The sequence below is a fragment of the Vibrio hannami genome (assembly GCF_029589055.1).
In the GTDB taxonomy this organism is placed as follows: Bacteria; Pseudomonadota; Gammaproteobacteria; order Enterobacterales; family Vibrionaceae; genus Vibrio; species Vibrio hannami.
Genome location: NZ_JARQZP010000007.1, coordinates 2267391 through 2282500, shown reverse-complemented (window position 1 = coordinate 2282500; position 15110 = coordinate 2267391). Strand labels below are relative to the sequence as shown.

Here is a 15110-nt window from a genome sequence, read left to right as displayed (position 1 = left end):
CTAGCGGGGTAGGGGAGCGTTCTGTAAGCCGTTGAAGGTGGTCTGTAAGGGCTGCTGGAGGTATCAGAAGTGCGAATGCTGACATGAGTAACGATAAAGGGGGTGAAAAACCTCCTCGCCGGAAGACCAAGGGTTCCTGTCCAACGTTAATCGGGGCAGGGTAAGTCGACCCCTAAGGCGAGGCCGAAAGGCGTAGTCGATGGGAAACGGGTTAATATTCCCGTACTTCTTACAATTGCGATGGGGGGACGGAGAAGGCTAGGTGGGCCTGGCGACGGTTGTCCAGGTTCAAGTGCGTAGGCTTGAGAGTTAGGTAAATCCGGCTCTCTTTAAGGCTGAGACACGATGTCGAGCACCTACGGGTGTGAAGTCATTGATGCCATGCTTCCAGGAAAAGCCTCTAAGCTTCAGATTGTAAGGAATCGTACCCCAAACCGACACAGGTGGTCGGGTAGAGAATACCAAGGCGCTTGAGAGAACTCGGGTGAAGGAACTAGGCAAAATGGTACCGTAACTTCGGGAGAAGGTACGCTCTCGACGGTGAAGAGATTTACTCTTGGAGCTATTGAGAGTCGCAGATACCAGGTGGCTGCAACTGTTTATTAAAAACACAGCACTGTGCAAAATCGTAAGATGACGTATACGGTGTGACGCCTGCCCGGTGCCGGAAGGTTAATTGATGGGGTTAGACCTTGTGTCGAAGCTCTTGATCGAAGCCCCGGTAAACGGCGGCCGTAACTATAACGGTCCTAAGGTAGCGAAATTCCTTGTCGGGTAAGTTCCGACCTGCACGAATGGCGTAATGATGGCCACGCTGTCTCCACCCGAGACTCAGTGAAATTGAAATCGCTGTGAAGATGCAGTGTACCCGCGGCTAGACGGAAAGACCCCGTGAACCTTTACTACAGCTTGGCACTGAACATTGAGCCTACATGTGTAGGATAGGTGGGAGGCTTTGAAACACTGTCGCCAGATAGTGTGGAGCCATCCTTGAAATACCACCCTTGTATGTTTGATGTTCTAACTTAGCCCCATTATCTGGGGTGAGGACAGTGCCTGGTGGGTAGTTTGACTGGGGCGGTCTCCTCCCAAAGCGTAACGGAGGAGCACGAAGGTGGGCTAATCACGGTTGGACATCGTGAGGTTAGTGCAATGGCATAAGCCCGCTTGACTGCGAGAATGACAATTCGAGCAGGTGCGAAAGCAGGTCATAGTGATCCGGTGGTTCTGAATGGAAGGGCCATCGCTCAACGGATAAAAGGTACTCCGGGGATAACAGGCTGATACCGCCCAAGAGTTCATATCGACGGCGGTGTTTGGCACCTCGATGTCGGCTCATCACATCCTGGGGCTGAAGTCGGTCCCAAGGGTATGGCTGTTCGCCATTTAAAGTGGTACGCGAGCTGGGTTTAGAACGTCGTGAGACAGTTCGGTCCCTATCTGCCGTGGGCGTTGGAGAATTGAAAGGGGCTGCTCCTAGTACGAGAGGACCGGAGTGGACGAACCTCTGGTGTTCGGGTTGTCATGCCAATGGCATTGCCCGGTAGCTAAGTTCGGAATCGATAACCGCTGAAAGCATCTAAGCGGGAAGCGAGCCTTGAGATGAGTTCTCCCTGGCGCTTAAAGCGTCCTAAAGGGTTGTCGTAGACTACGACGTTGATAGGCAGGGTGTGTAAGCGTTGTGAGGCGTTGAGCTAACCTGTACTAATTGCCCGTGAGGCTTAACCATACAACACCCAAAGGGTTTTGTGGACTCAGAGCCAAGAACAGAATTGAATGTGTAGAGAACATAGAAACAGCTTTCCGAATTAAAGAATTTGCTTGGCGACCATAGCGTTGTGGACCCACCTGATTCCATGCCGAACTCAGAAGTGAAACGCAATAGCGCCGATGGTAGTGTGGGGCTTCCCCATGTGAGAGTAGGACATCGCCAGGCTTTACTTTCTGAGAACCCCAGCAGAAATGCTGGGGTTTTTTCGTATATGGTACAGCGAAATAAGCATTTGGATCATGGTGATCTAAATGCTATTTAAGCTGTACATTAGATGCAGTTTTATTCGAACAATCTTGCTCTTTACGCTGCCTTGCAACTTCTTTTCAATAGATTATCTATTCACCACAGTATGCCAAATGTTAGCCAAATAGCTAACATTGAGGTTTAAAGGTGATTTGTTAGCTATATAGCTAACTCTTTCTATAATGAGGTGTATCGTTAATTACTTTTAATAGTTGAGAAATGTGCGGACGCCTAAATATAACCGATGACCCATTTGCTCAGTTTGTCTGTGACGCTTTAGGTGTACCTTTCATGGCCTCGCCCAATCCCGATTTACGACCCAGTGAGATCGTATCTACCATAGGAGTTGTTGATGGTGGAGTGCGGCAATTAAATCTCCAGTGGGGTATTAAACCCGAATGGGCTAAACGGCTTATCATCAACGCACAGGCTGAAACGGTATCGGTAAAACCTACTTTCAGAGCTGCCTTTGAGCAAAACCGTGTAATCGTGCCATGTGCAGGCTGGTACGAGTGGAAAACAGTTGGATCCAGGAAAGAAAAATTCTTGTTTGAGAAACAGGATCAAAAACCGCTGTATATAGCTGGCATCGCAATAGGTAGCCAACTTGTCATTCTTACAACTAAGCCCAATAAGCAGTACGCTGAGTACCATCACAGAATGCCTTTGTTAGTTCCTCAAGAGGCCATTTTCACTTGGATTAATGGCGATAGGGCGATGGTTGGTCAATTGATTTGTGCTACCCACGAAGACGTTTTTACTGTCACGCCTTTAGGTTAATCTCCCACCGTGCTATCTGGTTTGTTTTATATAGCATGGGTTCTTTTCCTTAGAGGGCGTAATGCTTTTTAGTATATCCGTAGCAAAAGGACTAAAATGAAAAAAGCCTGACGAATCTCTTCGTCAGGCTTTCTAGTATCTGGTGGCCCCTCGCAGACTTGAACTGCGGACCAATCGATTATGAGTCGTGAAATTTGAGAAATGTCGTGAAACGTTAGGAAAACTAATGAAAGGCTTTTGCCGTTGATAATAAAGGCTTTGTGCTATTTCAAACCATGTTAAAGTAGTTCAAAAGTTGTCTGTTAGTTGCGCCCTTAGATCACCCGTTAGATCACCCATTTCGCGATTGGGTGATCTAACTGAGTCGATTGGGTGACTTAACGGAGGGCGTAAACGAGACTTGAACAGGGGACTAGCCAAATGAAAACGTTGACCGAAAAAGAGATAAGAGGCGCAAAGCCACGAATAAGCCCGAGCGGTAAGCCTACCAAGTATGAACTGATCGACAGCACCCGAGAGCGTGGAGTTGGGCGGCTGGTGGTCCGAGTGTCTGCAGCAGGCTCTAAGGAGTTCGCTTACAAATATAAGTTCGACGGCAAGGTGGCTTACATTCAGTTAGGCCGCTTTCCGGCTTTGTCATTGGCTCAAGCTCGCGAGGAAGTTAAGCCGTTAATCAATCTGCTTAAAGCTGGCCGCAATCCTAAGGTCGAACGCGAAAGGCAGAAGCGAGCGGAAGAAGCCGCCGAGAAAGCCGAAGCGATGCAAGGTAGCATCGAGCAGTTATTCAAAGGTTACACCGATAAGATGAAAGTGGACGGAAAGCGAACATACGCCGCCGTTTTAACGTCCCTTGAGAAAGAAGCATATAGCCACATTAACCCGACGATTAAGGCAAAGGACGTAGCGCCAGCCGATATTGTGGCTATTCTCGCCGCCATGATAGACCGGGGCGCGGCGACTCAATCAAACCGTGTAAGATCCTACCTAGTGGCGGCATTTAACTACGGCTTAAAGCACGACCTCGATCCCGCTGTAGCTAATACGGGCGTCAAATTTGGCCTAACGACTAACCCGGCTCAAGTCGTACCGCGGCAAGCAGCAGCCGAGCGCGTTGGGAGTAACTACCTTAACCTTGAAGAAGTCCGCCACGTTCTGACCACATTCTCACAGGTTGACCGCATAGGAGAACAGACCGCCGCGCTTATGGCGTTATGCTTCCATACTGGCGGCCAGCGTCCTTATGAAATCGCAGCTAGTCGTTGGGAGTCGGTTAACTGGGCCGAAAGTACACTGCTAATCACCGCCGATGTATCGAAGAACAAGCGCGACCACCTTGTACCGCTGACTGATACGGCGCTGGCTTTGCTTAAAGAGTTGCAAAGCAAGTCGAAAGGCGGCCCGTTCATCTTCCACCAGCGCACCAACATTAATAAACACCTTAGAACCGACAGCCTATCGACAGCGATCAGCCGTTACCGTCAAGCCAATCCCGACTTTAAAGGATTCGTAGCCCGTGACATTCGTCGCACCTGCAAAACCTTGATGGGCGAACTAGGGATCAGCAAAGAGACGCGCGACCGATTGCAAAACCACGCTTTGAACGATGTGTCGAGCAAGCACTACGACCGTTACGACTACTTGCAAGAGAAGCGCCACGCACTGACAGCGTGGGAGAACAGGCTAGCGGGCGAAGCTGGCGGAAATGTGGTAGAGCTGGGAGGCGTCGCGAATGGATAACAAGACGATGCAAGCGCTATGCAATAACCCCGACCTAAGACTTCACAAAGAGCCGGGCGCGGCTGCAGCTTTCCTATTGGCCGCCAGTGAAGCACTGAGCACGACTAATGGCGACATAGAATTAACGCCCCGACTTCGAGAGGTATTGGCGGGGCTATTCCGTGAGGCCGCTATTGTTGGTGTGAACTCGGGAGACAAACAAGCCGCCGACGTTCTGGCGAAAGGATTAGGGTTTAACACACCCAAGGGCACCGACTGCCCGCCAGAAATGGTACAAGCTGCCAGAAATGGCGCGACGAAAACGGAGCTAGCCGAGCATTTTAATGTGGGTAAAAATAAGGTCCCCGAAAAACTAGCGCCCCTAATAGCTGAGGAACGCGATCAGCTCGAACAGCGCTTGTCACATACAGTTGGACGATTGTTAAGGCTGGTGGATGAAGTCGGGCCCGGTGCAGAAATTACCGAAGTAACCGCTCGCCTCCGTGGTTATCTGACTCCACAGTTCAGGCTATTAACCTCTGATCTGATAGACGATCATATTCAAAACGCTCTTAGAATTGCAAAGTCGGAAGAACTGATCCGACTAACTGGCATAACAATCACTCGCCTAATCTAACCGCACCCCTCCCGTTTTTCCGAAAAGCGGGAGCTTTTCAACTATCCGCCAAAGCCGCTCGGCTACAAGTCAATATTTCCCTGTCTTTCAAACCATTGCAAACAGGGGCAAATCATGGCTAAGCAAACCACAAACACTGATCGCATTATCCGCCGCCCGGCCTTTCGTGAGCTGGCGGGAATATCTTCCTCCACAGAATGGCGCATGAGCCAACGCGGCGAACTTCCTAAATCCGTCGTAGTTGGTGGCCGAGTCCTTGGCTATCTGGAAAGCAGCGTCAACGAATGGCTAACAACCCACACCGTTTAGAAAGCAAAAAGCCCCGCACGAATGCGAGGCCTTATTGACTCAATCAGTCGCTAACCAACAAGCCAGAAGGCAAGCAACATGACCAGTATACAAAACAACCAACTGAATAACCAGCCCGGACTGGTGACAGCGCTGGCTAGCGGCGGACCGCTCGCAGGGCTGGCAGCCTTTCCGCAGTTCATCAACTGCAAAGGGAAGGTACCCGTGGACACCACTACAGGCGAAAGCATTAACCCGCACGACAGAGCCAACCACCTAACCGCCGTGCAAGCGATAGAACGCGCACAGCTAACAGGGTGCGGCGTAGGCTTTGTGATCACCGAGGACGACCCGGTAGGCTGCTTAGACCTAGACGGCTGCTTAATAAACGGCTTTACGCTGTCAACGCTATCACAGCACTTAGTCGGACAGATGCAAGGTGCAGCCGTTGAGCGATCGCAAAGCGGAACGGGCTTGCACTTGTGGTTTTCCTATCAAGGCACAGCGCCAGAGCACGCAAAGAAGAACACCGCCGAGCATATAGAGCTATACACAGAAAGCCGCTTCATTGTGCTAACTGGCGACATGATGCCAATACCCGGCAGCGCTTCAAATGATTGTACTAACGGCCTTTACTCGGTAATCCACGGTTACTTCCAACCGAAGCAGCACGCGCAGGCCGTCGAATGGACGGACGCCCCGGCAGAAGGATACACGCCGATAGCTGGCGACGACGAGCTGATCGCCAAGGCGAAGGCTAGCGGCAACCTAGCGCGACAGGCTTTTAGCAATAAGGCGACATTTGCACAGCTCTATGAGGCTGACACCGACGCGCTAGCGGCGATCTTCCCTTCTCAAAATGACCACAGTAGCTACGATGGTAGCAGCGCCGATCTAGCACTAGCTAACCATGCTATCTGGTGGACGGCTGGGGATTGTGAGCGCGCCAAATGCTTAATGATGGGATCGGGCCTACAGCGTGACAAGTGGGAGCAACGCCCCGAGTACCTAGAAGAAACGATCCTTAACGCACTAGCAGCAGCCCAGCAGCGCCCAGACGAGCAGCGATTCTACGGCTACAAGCGCACAAAGCCGCAGCAGCTAGACGAAGGCGAGAGCTTTGTGGTTGTGTCAGAGGAAAAGGCGATCCTTTCCAGCAACGGGCAACTATTACAGCGCGACCAGTTCAACGCCAAGCACGGCGACAAGAAAGCATACGACGAGGTGGTCTACCACTGGCACGGAGCACCACGAGCTGATCGCGTCGAGTTCAACCCGCGAGTCGAGCCAATGGCGATCACCGAGCGCGACGGCGTTAAGTATGTGAATACCTACCGCGACCCACAAGTTAGAAAAGTAGCAGGAGACGCGGGGCCGTTCTTGTTTCACTTAAACAAGTTATTGCCGAGCGAAGCAGATAGCCAGATCGCGCTGGCATATTTAGCCGCTTGCGTTCAGTTCAAGGGCGTCAAGTTCCCGTGGACGGTCTTATTCCAAGGCACAGAGGGCAACGGGAAGACTTTGCTAACCCGCTGCGTCGCTTATGCCGTCGGTAACTGCTACACGCACCTCCCACCAGCTAGCGAAATATCCGAGAAGTTCAACGAGTGGCTATTTGGCAAAGTGCTAATAGGCATTGAGGACGTGTACGTCCCAGACCATAAGCGAGAAGTGATCGAAGTGCTTAAACCGATGATCACAAATGACCGCTTAGCAATGCGCGGAATGGGCCGCTCTCAAATCATGGGCGACAACCTAGCCAATTTCATACTGAACAGCAATCACAAGGACGCGATCCGCAAGACCGCCAACGACCGCCGCTTTGCAATCTTCTACACCGCGCAGCAGTGCGCCGAGGACTTAGCCCGCGACGGCATGGACGGCGACTACTTCCCGAGCTTGTATTCGTGGCTTAACGCTGACGGCTACGCGATTGTTGCTAACTACCTTTCGACTTACAGCATACCCGACGCGCTGAACCCCGCGACGATGTGCCACCGTGCGCCAGTAACAAGCAGTACAAGCGAAGCGCTAAGAGCCAGCCTCGGCCCAGCTGAGCAGATTATCCAAGAAGCGATCGACCTCGACGAGCCGGGCTTTGCTGGTGGTCTGATTTGCACTAAGGCCGCTAGCTCACTTTTGAAGGACAACCGCAAGAACCTAAGCCCACAGAAAGTAGCGGAGGTGCTGGCGAGTCTCGGTTATGAGCGCCACCCGACGTTAGAGCGTTCAGCGGGTAAGGTTCGGATCGGAGGGCAGCCGCGCCGCCTCTATGTCAAACCCGGAACGTTAGCCGCTCAGCTAACAACGATCGACGGTATCCGCGAGCATTGGGAAAAGTCACAGGGTGGAGGCCGTTCCGACGTTCCTATCAGTTCCATCTTCTCGGAACGGCCGGAAGCCCCGCCAGCACTAGCCTCCCCCTTATCTGTTCCAACTATTCCAAGTAAATAGATTAAAGAGAGAGTAGAGAGATATATAGGGCGGTATGTGTAAAAAGTGTGGGTATATACGGGGGAGTAGGAACGTGGTTGGAACAGTTGGTAAAAACCCGCTAAGCCCTTACACGCCAAGGCCTACAACCGTTCCAAAGGAATGATCCAAGATCGGAACAGAACAGGGGATTTAGGCGCATGAGCGACACGACAGAGCGAGCGGCTGACGCGATAGCACAGCTAGCCGCAGCGACAGAGAAATTAAACGAATTAGCCGCAGAGCTGGCGGCGTTACGCAAAACAGGAGAAAAGCAGAAATGAGCAACTTCGTACCAAACACTGACAACAACCTCGTAGCGGGCTGGCTGACAGATAGCGGCCACCAGCAAGAGACTAAGCTGATCGGATATCGCATCACCGAGGGTGGCCGCGCAACGCTGGTGGCTGACCTAGGTTGTGATCAACACCGCCCCTTTGTGGTACTGGACCGCGCGACGGACACATGGCGCAGCGCGTCGGGCCGACATTCTGGCAAACGTTCAGACTTAGCGGGCTATCTAATGACGGCCAATAAGAAAGAAGTAGCCGCCAACCACCTACAGCGAGTGATAGACGATCACCACAGCTTCGACAGGGCACAGGCCGCCATTGTGGCATTGCTCGACGAGATCGACGCTATGGCCACCAGCCTTACACCAACCGGGCTAGCAGCAGCCGCGAAACTCACCGCAGCGATCGCCTTAGCCGATCCGCGGGCATGGCGTGAGATGCACAAAGAATTCAAATCATCACTCAATACCATCCGAACCATGACGACAGGAGAACAGCACCATGGACGCAGTATCGCAAAAGCTGATGAGAGCATTCAGCAAAATGATTAAGGAGCATAAAGCCCTTAAAGATGAAATCGAGGCACTAGCCGACCGAATCGAAGAACTAGAGGAAAAGACCGATGAACAAACTAAATAAAATCCAACAGCTAGCCGCCAGCGTTCGCGCTGCGCTTGCAAACCTTAAACCTAAAGCTGACCTATCAAATATTGATGAAGCCGCCGCAGAAGCCGCCCAGCTCCGCGAGAAGTTGAACCTGCTTGAGAGAGCAGAGCAAGACGAACAAGCCCGACTAGATGAAGCACAACGCCAATCCGAAGCGAAAGCAAGGCAAGTAGCCCTGCAGGCTATCACCGAAACGGCTAGCGAAATGACGGCCAAGCACCAAGAGCTAACAGAACAAGCCGAAACGCTGATCGGCCAACTGGTGGCGGTACTGGCTGAACGTGATCAAGTATTCGACGTTCGAGCGTCGGGCTTGTATGACGCAGCCCTCAACTCAAACGAGCGCCAGCAACTCCGCGAAGCGCTAGAACGCACCGCCAGCCCGGTATCTATTGGGCAGTTTAAAGAGAGCTGGAGCCGAGCAGTTAACCAAACCACTAGCGGCGGGACAGCTAAGCGTCTGATCGAGTTAGTCGCAACGCTAGGCTACACGGCCCACACGCCCGACCCATTGCGCCCGGCTACAAGCCGCCTAGCCGAAGTCGCGCACAATATGGCTATTAGCCCTCGCGTGCCAGAGCAACCAGCCGTAGAGCCGCAACCAGAACAACCAACCCACGAGAGCCACACCGTGGATCTAAGACCACAACAAGAGGAGGCCTGATCATGGCTAAACGAGAGACACCAGCGGAGCGCCTAGCCCGCAAGCAAGCAGCGCAGCAGCAAACTACCGCGCCCGGTTCACAAATGGAGCTGGCCAACAAGCTAGCCGCCGAGATTGAAACAAAGCGCCAGCAGCAAGCTGGGGCGACACAAACCGACGGCCCGCAAATGGCTAAGGCTAAAGAGCTTGTCGCCGGTATGCGCAAAGCGCAGGGGGCAGCGACCCACCAGCGCGGCGCGTTCAACCCGGCAGCATTTGCCCGAGCGCGACAGCAGCTAGGACTGTGCGACTAGCAGCGGAGAGCGACGCGTCGCTATGGCGTGTCGCTCACGGCTCACGGCACAAGGTACTGTACGGACCCCGGGGCACCCCTGCCGTTTTGGTTCGCGCCCCCGGCTAACTCGGAAAGTCTAACGCGGGAAACTGATTTCCCACCCCTTAGGGAGAGACCTAAACCATGACAACACGAATGACCAAGAACCAGCTAGTCAAGCTGACGAACATCCCCCGCACCTCGCTCTATCGCCAATTCGAGAAGCCGCCGCTATCTGACGCTGTATTGCCTAACGGCCAAGTGTCGCTAGACCACCCAGCAGTGCGGGAGCTATTAGTCGAACATGGTGTGGAATTGGAGAGCGACGCGATCCCGTCAAGAATCCTTAAAGGAACGCTAACCACCCGCGACTTCCACGACCTAACAGTGCGAGAGCTGCTAGCGGCTGGCAATGGCGACCTCGATATGCTGAAAGAGCTAGCGCAGATCGCAAAACATATCAGCACGACTGAGACCCAACAGTTCGCGCTAAACGAGAAGCGTCGCGAGTTTATCCACGTTCAGCATGTTCAACAGTTAGTAACACATGTGGACGCACTGCAAAAAGCCTTATTGACTGACGCCGTTAAGAACATGGCCACACGTAGCGAGGCACAGTTTGCCGCTGGCGAAAGTCGGAGAGAAGTTGAAAGCGCAATGCGCAACGTGATCAGCCGGACCATTAAGGCCACAAAGTCAGAGTTAGAGCGGAGGTTACGCGAATGACGGTAACACTAAACATTATCGAACTATACGGACTGACCGCCAGTTATGCCGTGGTCGGTGTGCTCTACGGCTGCTTACTGGGGGAACTATGGAAGCGTTAGAATTTGAGATCGGTTATTCAAGAGGGCGATCAGAGCAGCCCGAGGTTGGATTGTTTGCCGCTGTAATCATGCTAGCCGTGGAAGACGCCACCAAGCGAAAAGGCGAACAACAGGAACGGGCCGAGCGCTGGCTAAAGCTATCGCCTATCTGCCGCGACTACTGCGATATTGTGGGCATAGAGCACGGGACGCTGATCGGTAAGCTGGAGAACTTCTCGCGAACGTTACCCGGCTTGAAGTGGATGCCTAAGCGGCAGCAATGGCGGGCGGAGTATAGCCACAGTTTTTTAGGATACTTTGACGACAAGACCGAGGCGGTCAGAGCCATAGAGGAGGCGAAAGGGTGAAGAACAGGCGTAAACGGTGGTGGTACTACAAGAACAAGCGGGGCTAGGTGCTCCGCTTTTTTTTATATGACTTTTTCTAATGGCAGTTAAAACCCTAGAGCACCCATTAGATCACCCAATTTCGCTAGGCACAAAAAAAGCGTAGTAGGTACTAACCTGCTACGCCTTATAGAATATGGTGGCCCCTCGCAGACTTGAACTGCGGACCAATCGATTATGAGTCGACTGCTCTAACCACTGAGCTAAGGGGCCGAATAGGTGGATGATTATAGGGGAACGAGGGGTAACTGTCTAGCTGCTATAGGGGGCAATTGCGCTTAGTTTTTATCCACTTAAACCGGAAATAATAAAAAAGGTGAGCAATCGCTCACCTTTTGTTCAATGTCGTCCATGTTACCTATCAAACATCGTTGATTATTGTTGGAATTAGCAAACTATCTAACTGCTATAACTTCAATCTCAACTTTGGCATCCATTGGGAGCCTTGCCACTTCTATACATGAACGTGCAGGGAAAGGGGCACTATGTTTAGTAAAAAAAGCATCGTAAGCTGCATTTATAGTCGTAAACTGATTGAGGTCTTTGACAAAGACTGTCGTCTTCACGATATTTGATGCGGTTAATCCCGCTTCCTCAAGTATAGCCAGCGCATTGTTCAAAGATTGAGTTGTTTGCTCGGCTACATCCTCAAGCATGGCTTTTGTTTCTGGATTTAATGGTAGTTGTCCTGAGGTGATGATCATGCTGCCTAAATCGACGCCCTGTACATATGGGCCGATTGCCGCAGGGGCATTATTGGTAGCGATAGCTGTCATTATTTTTTCCTTAAGTTTAACCGTTGTAAGCTGGCAGCAAGCCTGCCATAGACATAAAGTGGAATGCTGCGGTGAGAACGCCAAAAGTCAGCAGTGCAGCTATCATTGGCTGCCCACCTGGAGCGATAAAGCCTTCATTACCATTCTCTCTAGCTCGGGTTTTGTAGGCTAACATTGCTGGTACTATACAAGTCCAAACTGTCGCTGCAGCGCCCGCGTAACCAATTGCGATAACAAAACCGAACGGGAACAGCAGTGATAGAACTAATGGCGGTATAAAAGTTACAGCCCATGTTTTAGCGCGTCCTTTTTTGCAATCTTCGAACTTGAACAAGTCAGCAAGATAATCGAATACCCCTAGGCCGACCCCAATAAATGAAGACAGGATTGCAGCCATTGAGAAGGCGTTAATAGCATTTGATACTTTGTCTGACTCGATAACTGAGCTTAATGCAGTAAGAAGTGCGTCGACGTTACCGCCTTGTTCGATTACAGGGCCAAAGTTGGAGCGAGGTAAGTTACCGAAGATGCTCACAAGCCAGAGCGTGTATAGACCCAGAGCGATAACCGTACCACCAAGAATCGCGTATTTAGCTTTACGCTCTTCACCGTAATAGGCTCGCATAGAAGCTACAGAGTGATGATATCCAAAAGACGCTAATGCTACCGGAAGCATCGCCATTGCGTATGGTGCATAGCTGGATTCTTTGCTCGCTTTATCAAGCAGTACTGCTACGTCTACTTTTACTGCAAGGCCGGATACACCAAAGACGAATGTTAGTATCATCAAAGCAATAAGAACGACGGAAATCCTGTCTACCGCTCTGGTTGAGTGCCATACAAAAGCTGAAAAGATAAGTACAAAAATTACTGAGGCTACTTTGCTATTGATGCTTAACATGTCCTGAATAATCAAACCGGACGAAGTAATGTAAGCATATAAAAGGATGCCACCTACGAAGTACACTGCCAGGTTGTTTACGAAGTTGATCTTATCTCCCAGCAGATCTTTGGTTACGGTGTTGAATGAGACTTTCAAGTCATAGTTTTTGAAAGATTCCAGCAACATCCAGCCAGAAACTGTCATAAACATCATGGTAATCATGATTGCCAGAAGTGACCAAACCATCCAGGAACCGGCCCCTGCGCTAGGGAGCCCGAGCATTCCAGCTCCTACACATACACTTGCGATAATGCAGGAACCTCCAAGTAGAGAAGGAGTTTTATTCATATTGTTGTGACCTAAAAATAATGTTATTGGACTAAAAAAAGCGCAGTGAACTACTGCGCTTTATGATTGATTATGCTTTTTCTTTTGGTTCTATTGTCTGGCCGACGTTAACACTTTCTACCTCTTCTAATCGGGCAGTAAAGTGGCGAAGCACTTTTGGCTCATAAGTAAATGTTAGGCCTTTTACATTAGCTGCGTTTTTCTTTTACTTCTTTGAAGGCTTCTATGATGAAGTTCATATGAGTCTGAGTATAAGTAGCTCGAGGAATCGTTAGGCGCAGAAGCTCAGCAGGGCAAGGATGCTGTTTACCTGTCGCCGGATCACGACCAAGCAACAGTGAACCGATTTCTACTGCACGAATACCGGCAACTTTGTATAGCTCACAAGCTAGCGCGTGTGCAGGGAATTGGTCGGCAGGAATATGTGGTAGTAATTTGCCCGCATCAACGAATGCAGCGTGACCGCCTGCTTGCTGACAAACAACCCCAATCTCTTCTAAACCATCAACCAGGTATTGTACCTGTGCGATACGATAGGCAAGCCAGTGCTCTCTCATACCATCGTAAAGACCAACAGCAAGGCGTTCCATTGCACCGCCTTCCAGGCCGCCATAAGTTGGGAAGCCTTCCTGAACAACACACAGTGTTCTACATTCTGTATAAACATCAAACATGCTGTCGTCTTTGAAGCAGAGTAGGCCGCCCATCTGAACCATGGCGTCTTTCTTCGCAGACATCGCAAGACCATCGGCATATTTGTAAGATTCTTTTGTAATTTGCTCGATAGTCCAGTCTTTGTAGCCTTCTTCACGTTGCTGAATGAAGTATGCGTTCTCTGCAAAGCGAGCTGAGTCCATGATGACAGGAATATCGTACTTCTGAGCGATTTCATAAACCGCTTTCAGGTTAGCGATAGAAACTGGCTGACCACCCGATGAGTTGTTAGTGATTGTGCTTACGATATAAGGAACGTTTGCAGGGCCTGCTTCTACAATGGCTTTTTCGAGCTTCTCAAGATCAAAGTTACCTTTGAAATCAGCTTCAACAGAAGTATCGAATGCTTCTTCGGTATAAACGTTTCGAGCAACACAGCAGTTAAGTTGAGTGTGACCCTGAGTCGTATCGAAGAAGTAGTTAGAGATGGCGACCATCTTCTCGCGATCCAGGCCTTTCTCTTCTTCACGCTTTTTGATTAGAACAGGAATGTAAATTTGTTCTGCACCACGCCCCTGGTGAGTTGGAATTGTGTACTGATAGCCGAAGATGTCTTCCACTGCTTTTTGTAGTGCATGGTAGCTGCGGCTTCCGCTATACGCTTCGTCACCACGGAACATTGCTGCCTGCATTTCCTGAGTGATTGCGCCAGTACCACTGTCTGTTAATAGATCGATAAAAATGTCATCACTATCAAGAAGGAAAGGGTTCATCCCTGCTTTTAAAATAGCGGATTCGCGATATTCTCTTGTTGTACGTTTTACTGGTTCAATTACGCGAATACGAAAAGGTTCTGGTAAGTGTTTAAAATGATCCACAATGGTTTCCTTAAATTTAATTAATAGCAGTCCGTCTCGTGAATATTTAATTAATATTTACAAGTGAACTTAAATTATTTTGGGTGCAGCAACTTAGGCTAAATAAATAACCTTAAAACCTGAGTTGAGACTTTTGTTAACAGGATCTAAAAATATGCTTGATATTAAGCAGATAGAGACACTGTTAGTAGAAGTTACGCAATAAAAGCGCGCAAAGATTTATCTAGAAGGGAAGAAGCAAGCGATCTTGTAGTCTAAGTTGTACCAACAAGATTGGCTTTGATTTATGTTCATTGCTAACCTCCTTATTGAAACTTATTTGACAGAAACGTTATATGCTCTGATTATCTATAATTCAAGGAATATGTCATTACTATATAAAAGATATTGGGATTTGGATAACATTTTATTTTATAGTATGAGGGGTTATATGAGAGGATATTTGTTTTCTAATTATTGGAAAATAAAAAAAGGTGAGTTTAACTCACCTTTTTTAAATATTATATGTTGCT

The 15110-nt window shown here is 50.0% G+C and carries 14 protein-coding genes, 1 tRNA gene, 2 rRNA genes and 1 pseudogene (1 of these 18 only partly in view); 13 read left to right on the top strand and 5 right to left on the bottom strand.

Annotation, left to right across the window (positions count from 1 at the left end; translation table 11 throughout):
* The 13 genes from P7F88_RS24965 to P7F88_RS24905 all read left to right on the top strand — a co-directional run.
* Nucleotides 1-1729: ribosomal RNA gene (locus P7F88_RS24965) — 23S ribosomal RNA — on the top strand; it begins 1163 nt to the left of the window's first position.
* Nucleotides 1730-1820: 91 nt separating this feature from the next.
* Nucleotides 1821-1936 (top strand): 5S ribosomal RNA (gene rrf / locus P7F88_RS24960).
* A gap of 300 nt (nucleotides 1937-2236) precedes the next feature.
* On the top strand, nucleotides 2237-2797 hold the full coding sequence (locus P7F88_RS24955; protein WP_338405577.1) for an SOS response-associated peptidase: 561 nt from the start codon (nucleotides 2237-2239) through the stop codon (nucleotides 2795-2797).
* Between the two features lie 420 nt (nucleotides 2798-3217).
* Nucleotides 3218-4534 carry a tyrosine-type recombinase/integrase gene (locus tag P7F88_RS24950; protein ID WP_277829192.1) on the top strand — a complete coding sequence of 439 codons (1317 nt, stop codon included), beginning with the start codon at nucleotides 3218-3220 and terminating at the stop codon, nucleotides 4532-4534.
* Nucleotides 4527-5150 carry a hypothetical protein gene (locus P7F88_RS24945; protein WP_277829191.1) on the top strand — a complete coding sequence of 208 codons (624 nt, stop codon included), beginning with the start codon at nucleotides 4527-4529 and terminating at the stop codon, nucleotides 5148-5150. Before P7F88_RS24950 ends, P7F88_RS24945 begins: the two co-directional genes overlap by 8 nt.
* Before the next feature lie 114 nt (nucleotides 5151-5264).
* Entirely contained in the window at nucleotides 5265-5459 is a 195-nt protein-coding gene (locus tag P7F88_RS24940; protein WP_277829190.1) for a helix-turn-helix transcriptional regulator, read from the top strand.
* A 78-nt stretch (nucleotides 5460-5537) separates the two neighbouring features.
* Nucleotides 5538-7892 carry a phage NrS-1 polymerase family protein gene (locus P7F88_RS24935; RefSeq protein WP_277829189.1) on the top strand — a complete coding sequence of 785 codons (2355 nt, stop codon included), beginning with the start codon at nucleotides 5538-5540 and terminating at the stop codon, nucleotides 7890-7892.
* 179 nt (nucleotides 7893-8071) lie between these two features.
* Nucleotides 8072-8194, top strand: a complete 123-nt coding sequence (locus P7F88_RS24930) for a hypothetical protein (protein ID WP_277829188.1) — start codon at nucleotides 8072-8074, stop codon at nucleotides 8192-8194.
* Nucleotides 8191-8754: a hypothetical protein gene (locus tag P7F88_RS24925; RefSeq protein WP_277829187.1), complete on the top strand. Its 564-nt coding sequence runs from the start codon at nucleotides 8191-8193 to the stop codon at nucleotides 8752-8754. Before P7F88_RS24930 ends, P7F88_RS24925 begins: the two co-directional genes overlap by 4 nt.
* A gap of 71 nt (nucleotides 8755-8825) precedes the next feature.
* On the top strand, nucleotides 8826-9533 hold the full coding sequence (locus P7F88_RS24920; protein WP_277829186.1) for a hypothetical protein: 708 nt from the start codon (nucleotides 8826-8828) through the stop codon (nucleotides 9531-9533).
* A gap of 2 nt (nucleotides 9534-9535) precedes the next feature.
* Nucleotides 9536-9826 (top strand): hypothetical protein, encoded by a 291-nt coding sequence (locus P7F88_RS24915; protein ID WP_277829185.1) that lies wholly within the window; start codon nucleotides 9536-9538, stop codon nucleotides 9824-9826.
* 266 nt (nucleotides 9827-10092) lie between these two features.
* Nucleotides 10093-10572: a hypothetical protein gene (locus P7F88_RS24910; RefSeq protein WP_277829184.1), complete on the top strand. Its 480-nt coding sequence runs from the start codon at nucleotides 10093-10095 to the stop codon at nucleotides 10570-10572.
* A gap of 88 nt (nucleotides 10573-10660) precedes the next feature.
* Nucleotides 10661-11020 carry a hypothetical protein gene (locus P7F88_RS24905; protein WP_277829183.1) on the top strand — a complete coding sequence of 120 codons (360 nt, stop codon included), beginning with the start codon at nucleotides 10661-10663 and terminating at the stop codon, nucleotides 11018-11020.
* Nucleotides 11021-11196: 176 nt separating this feature from the next.
* On the opposite strand, the gene P7F88_RS24900 is transcribed toward P7F88_RS24905, so the two are convergent.
* The 5 genes and pseudogenes from P7F88_RS24900 to tnaC all read right to left on the bottom strand — a co-directional run bounded on the left by P7F88_RS24900 (nucleotide 11197) and on the right by tnaC (nucleotide 14892).
* Nucleotides 11197-11272, bottom strand: a tRNA-Ile gene (locus P7F88_RS24900).
* Between the two features lie 182 nt (nucleotides 11273-11454).
* Entirely contained in the window at nucleotides 11455-11835 is a 381-nt protein-coding gene (locus P7F88_RS24895) for a Rid family detoxifying hydrolase (protein WP_422128543.1), read from the bottom strand.
* Nucleotides 11836-11851: 16 nt separating this feature from the next.
* Nucleotides 11852-13066, bottom strand: a complete 1215-nt coding sequence (locus P7F88_RS24890) for an aromatic amino acid transporter (RefSeq protein ID WP_277829182.1) — start codon at nucleotides 13064-13066, stop codon at nucleotides 11852-11854.
* Nucleotides 13067-13136: 70 nt separating this feature from the next.
* Nucleotides 13137-14598, bottom strand: a pseudogene (tnaA, locus tag P7F88_RS24885) (tryptophanase).
* A 219-nt stretch (nucleotides 14599-14817) separates the two neighbouring features.
* Nucleotides 14818-14892 (bottom strand): tryptophanase leader peptide, encoded by a 75-nt coding sequence (tnaC, locus tag P7F88_RS26565; RefSeq protein WP_422128598.1) that lies wholly within the window; start codon nucleotides 14890-14892, stop codon nucleotides 14818-14820.
* Nucleotides 14893-15110 lie beyond the last annotated feature (218 nt).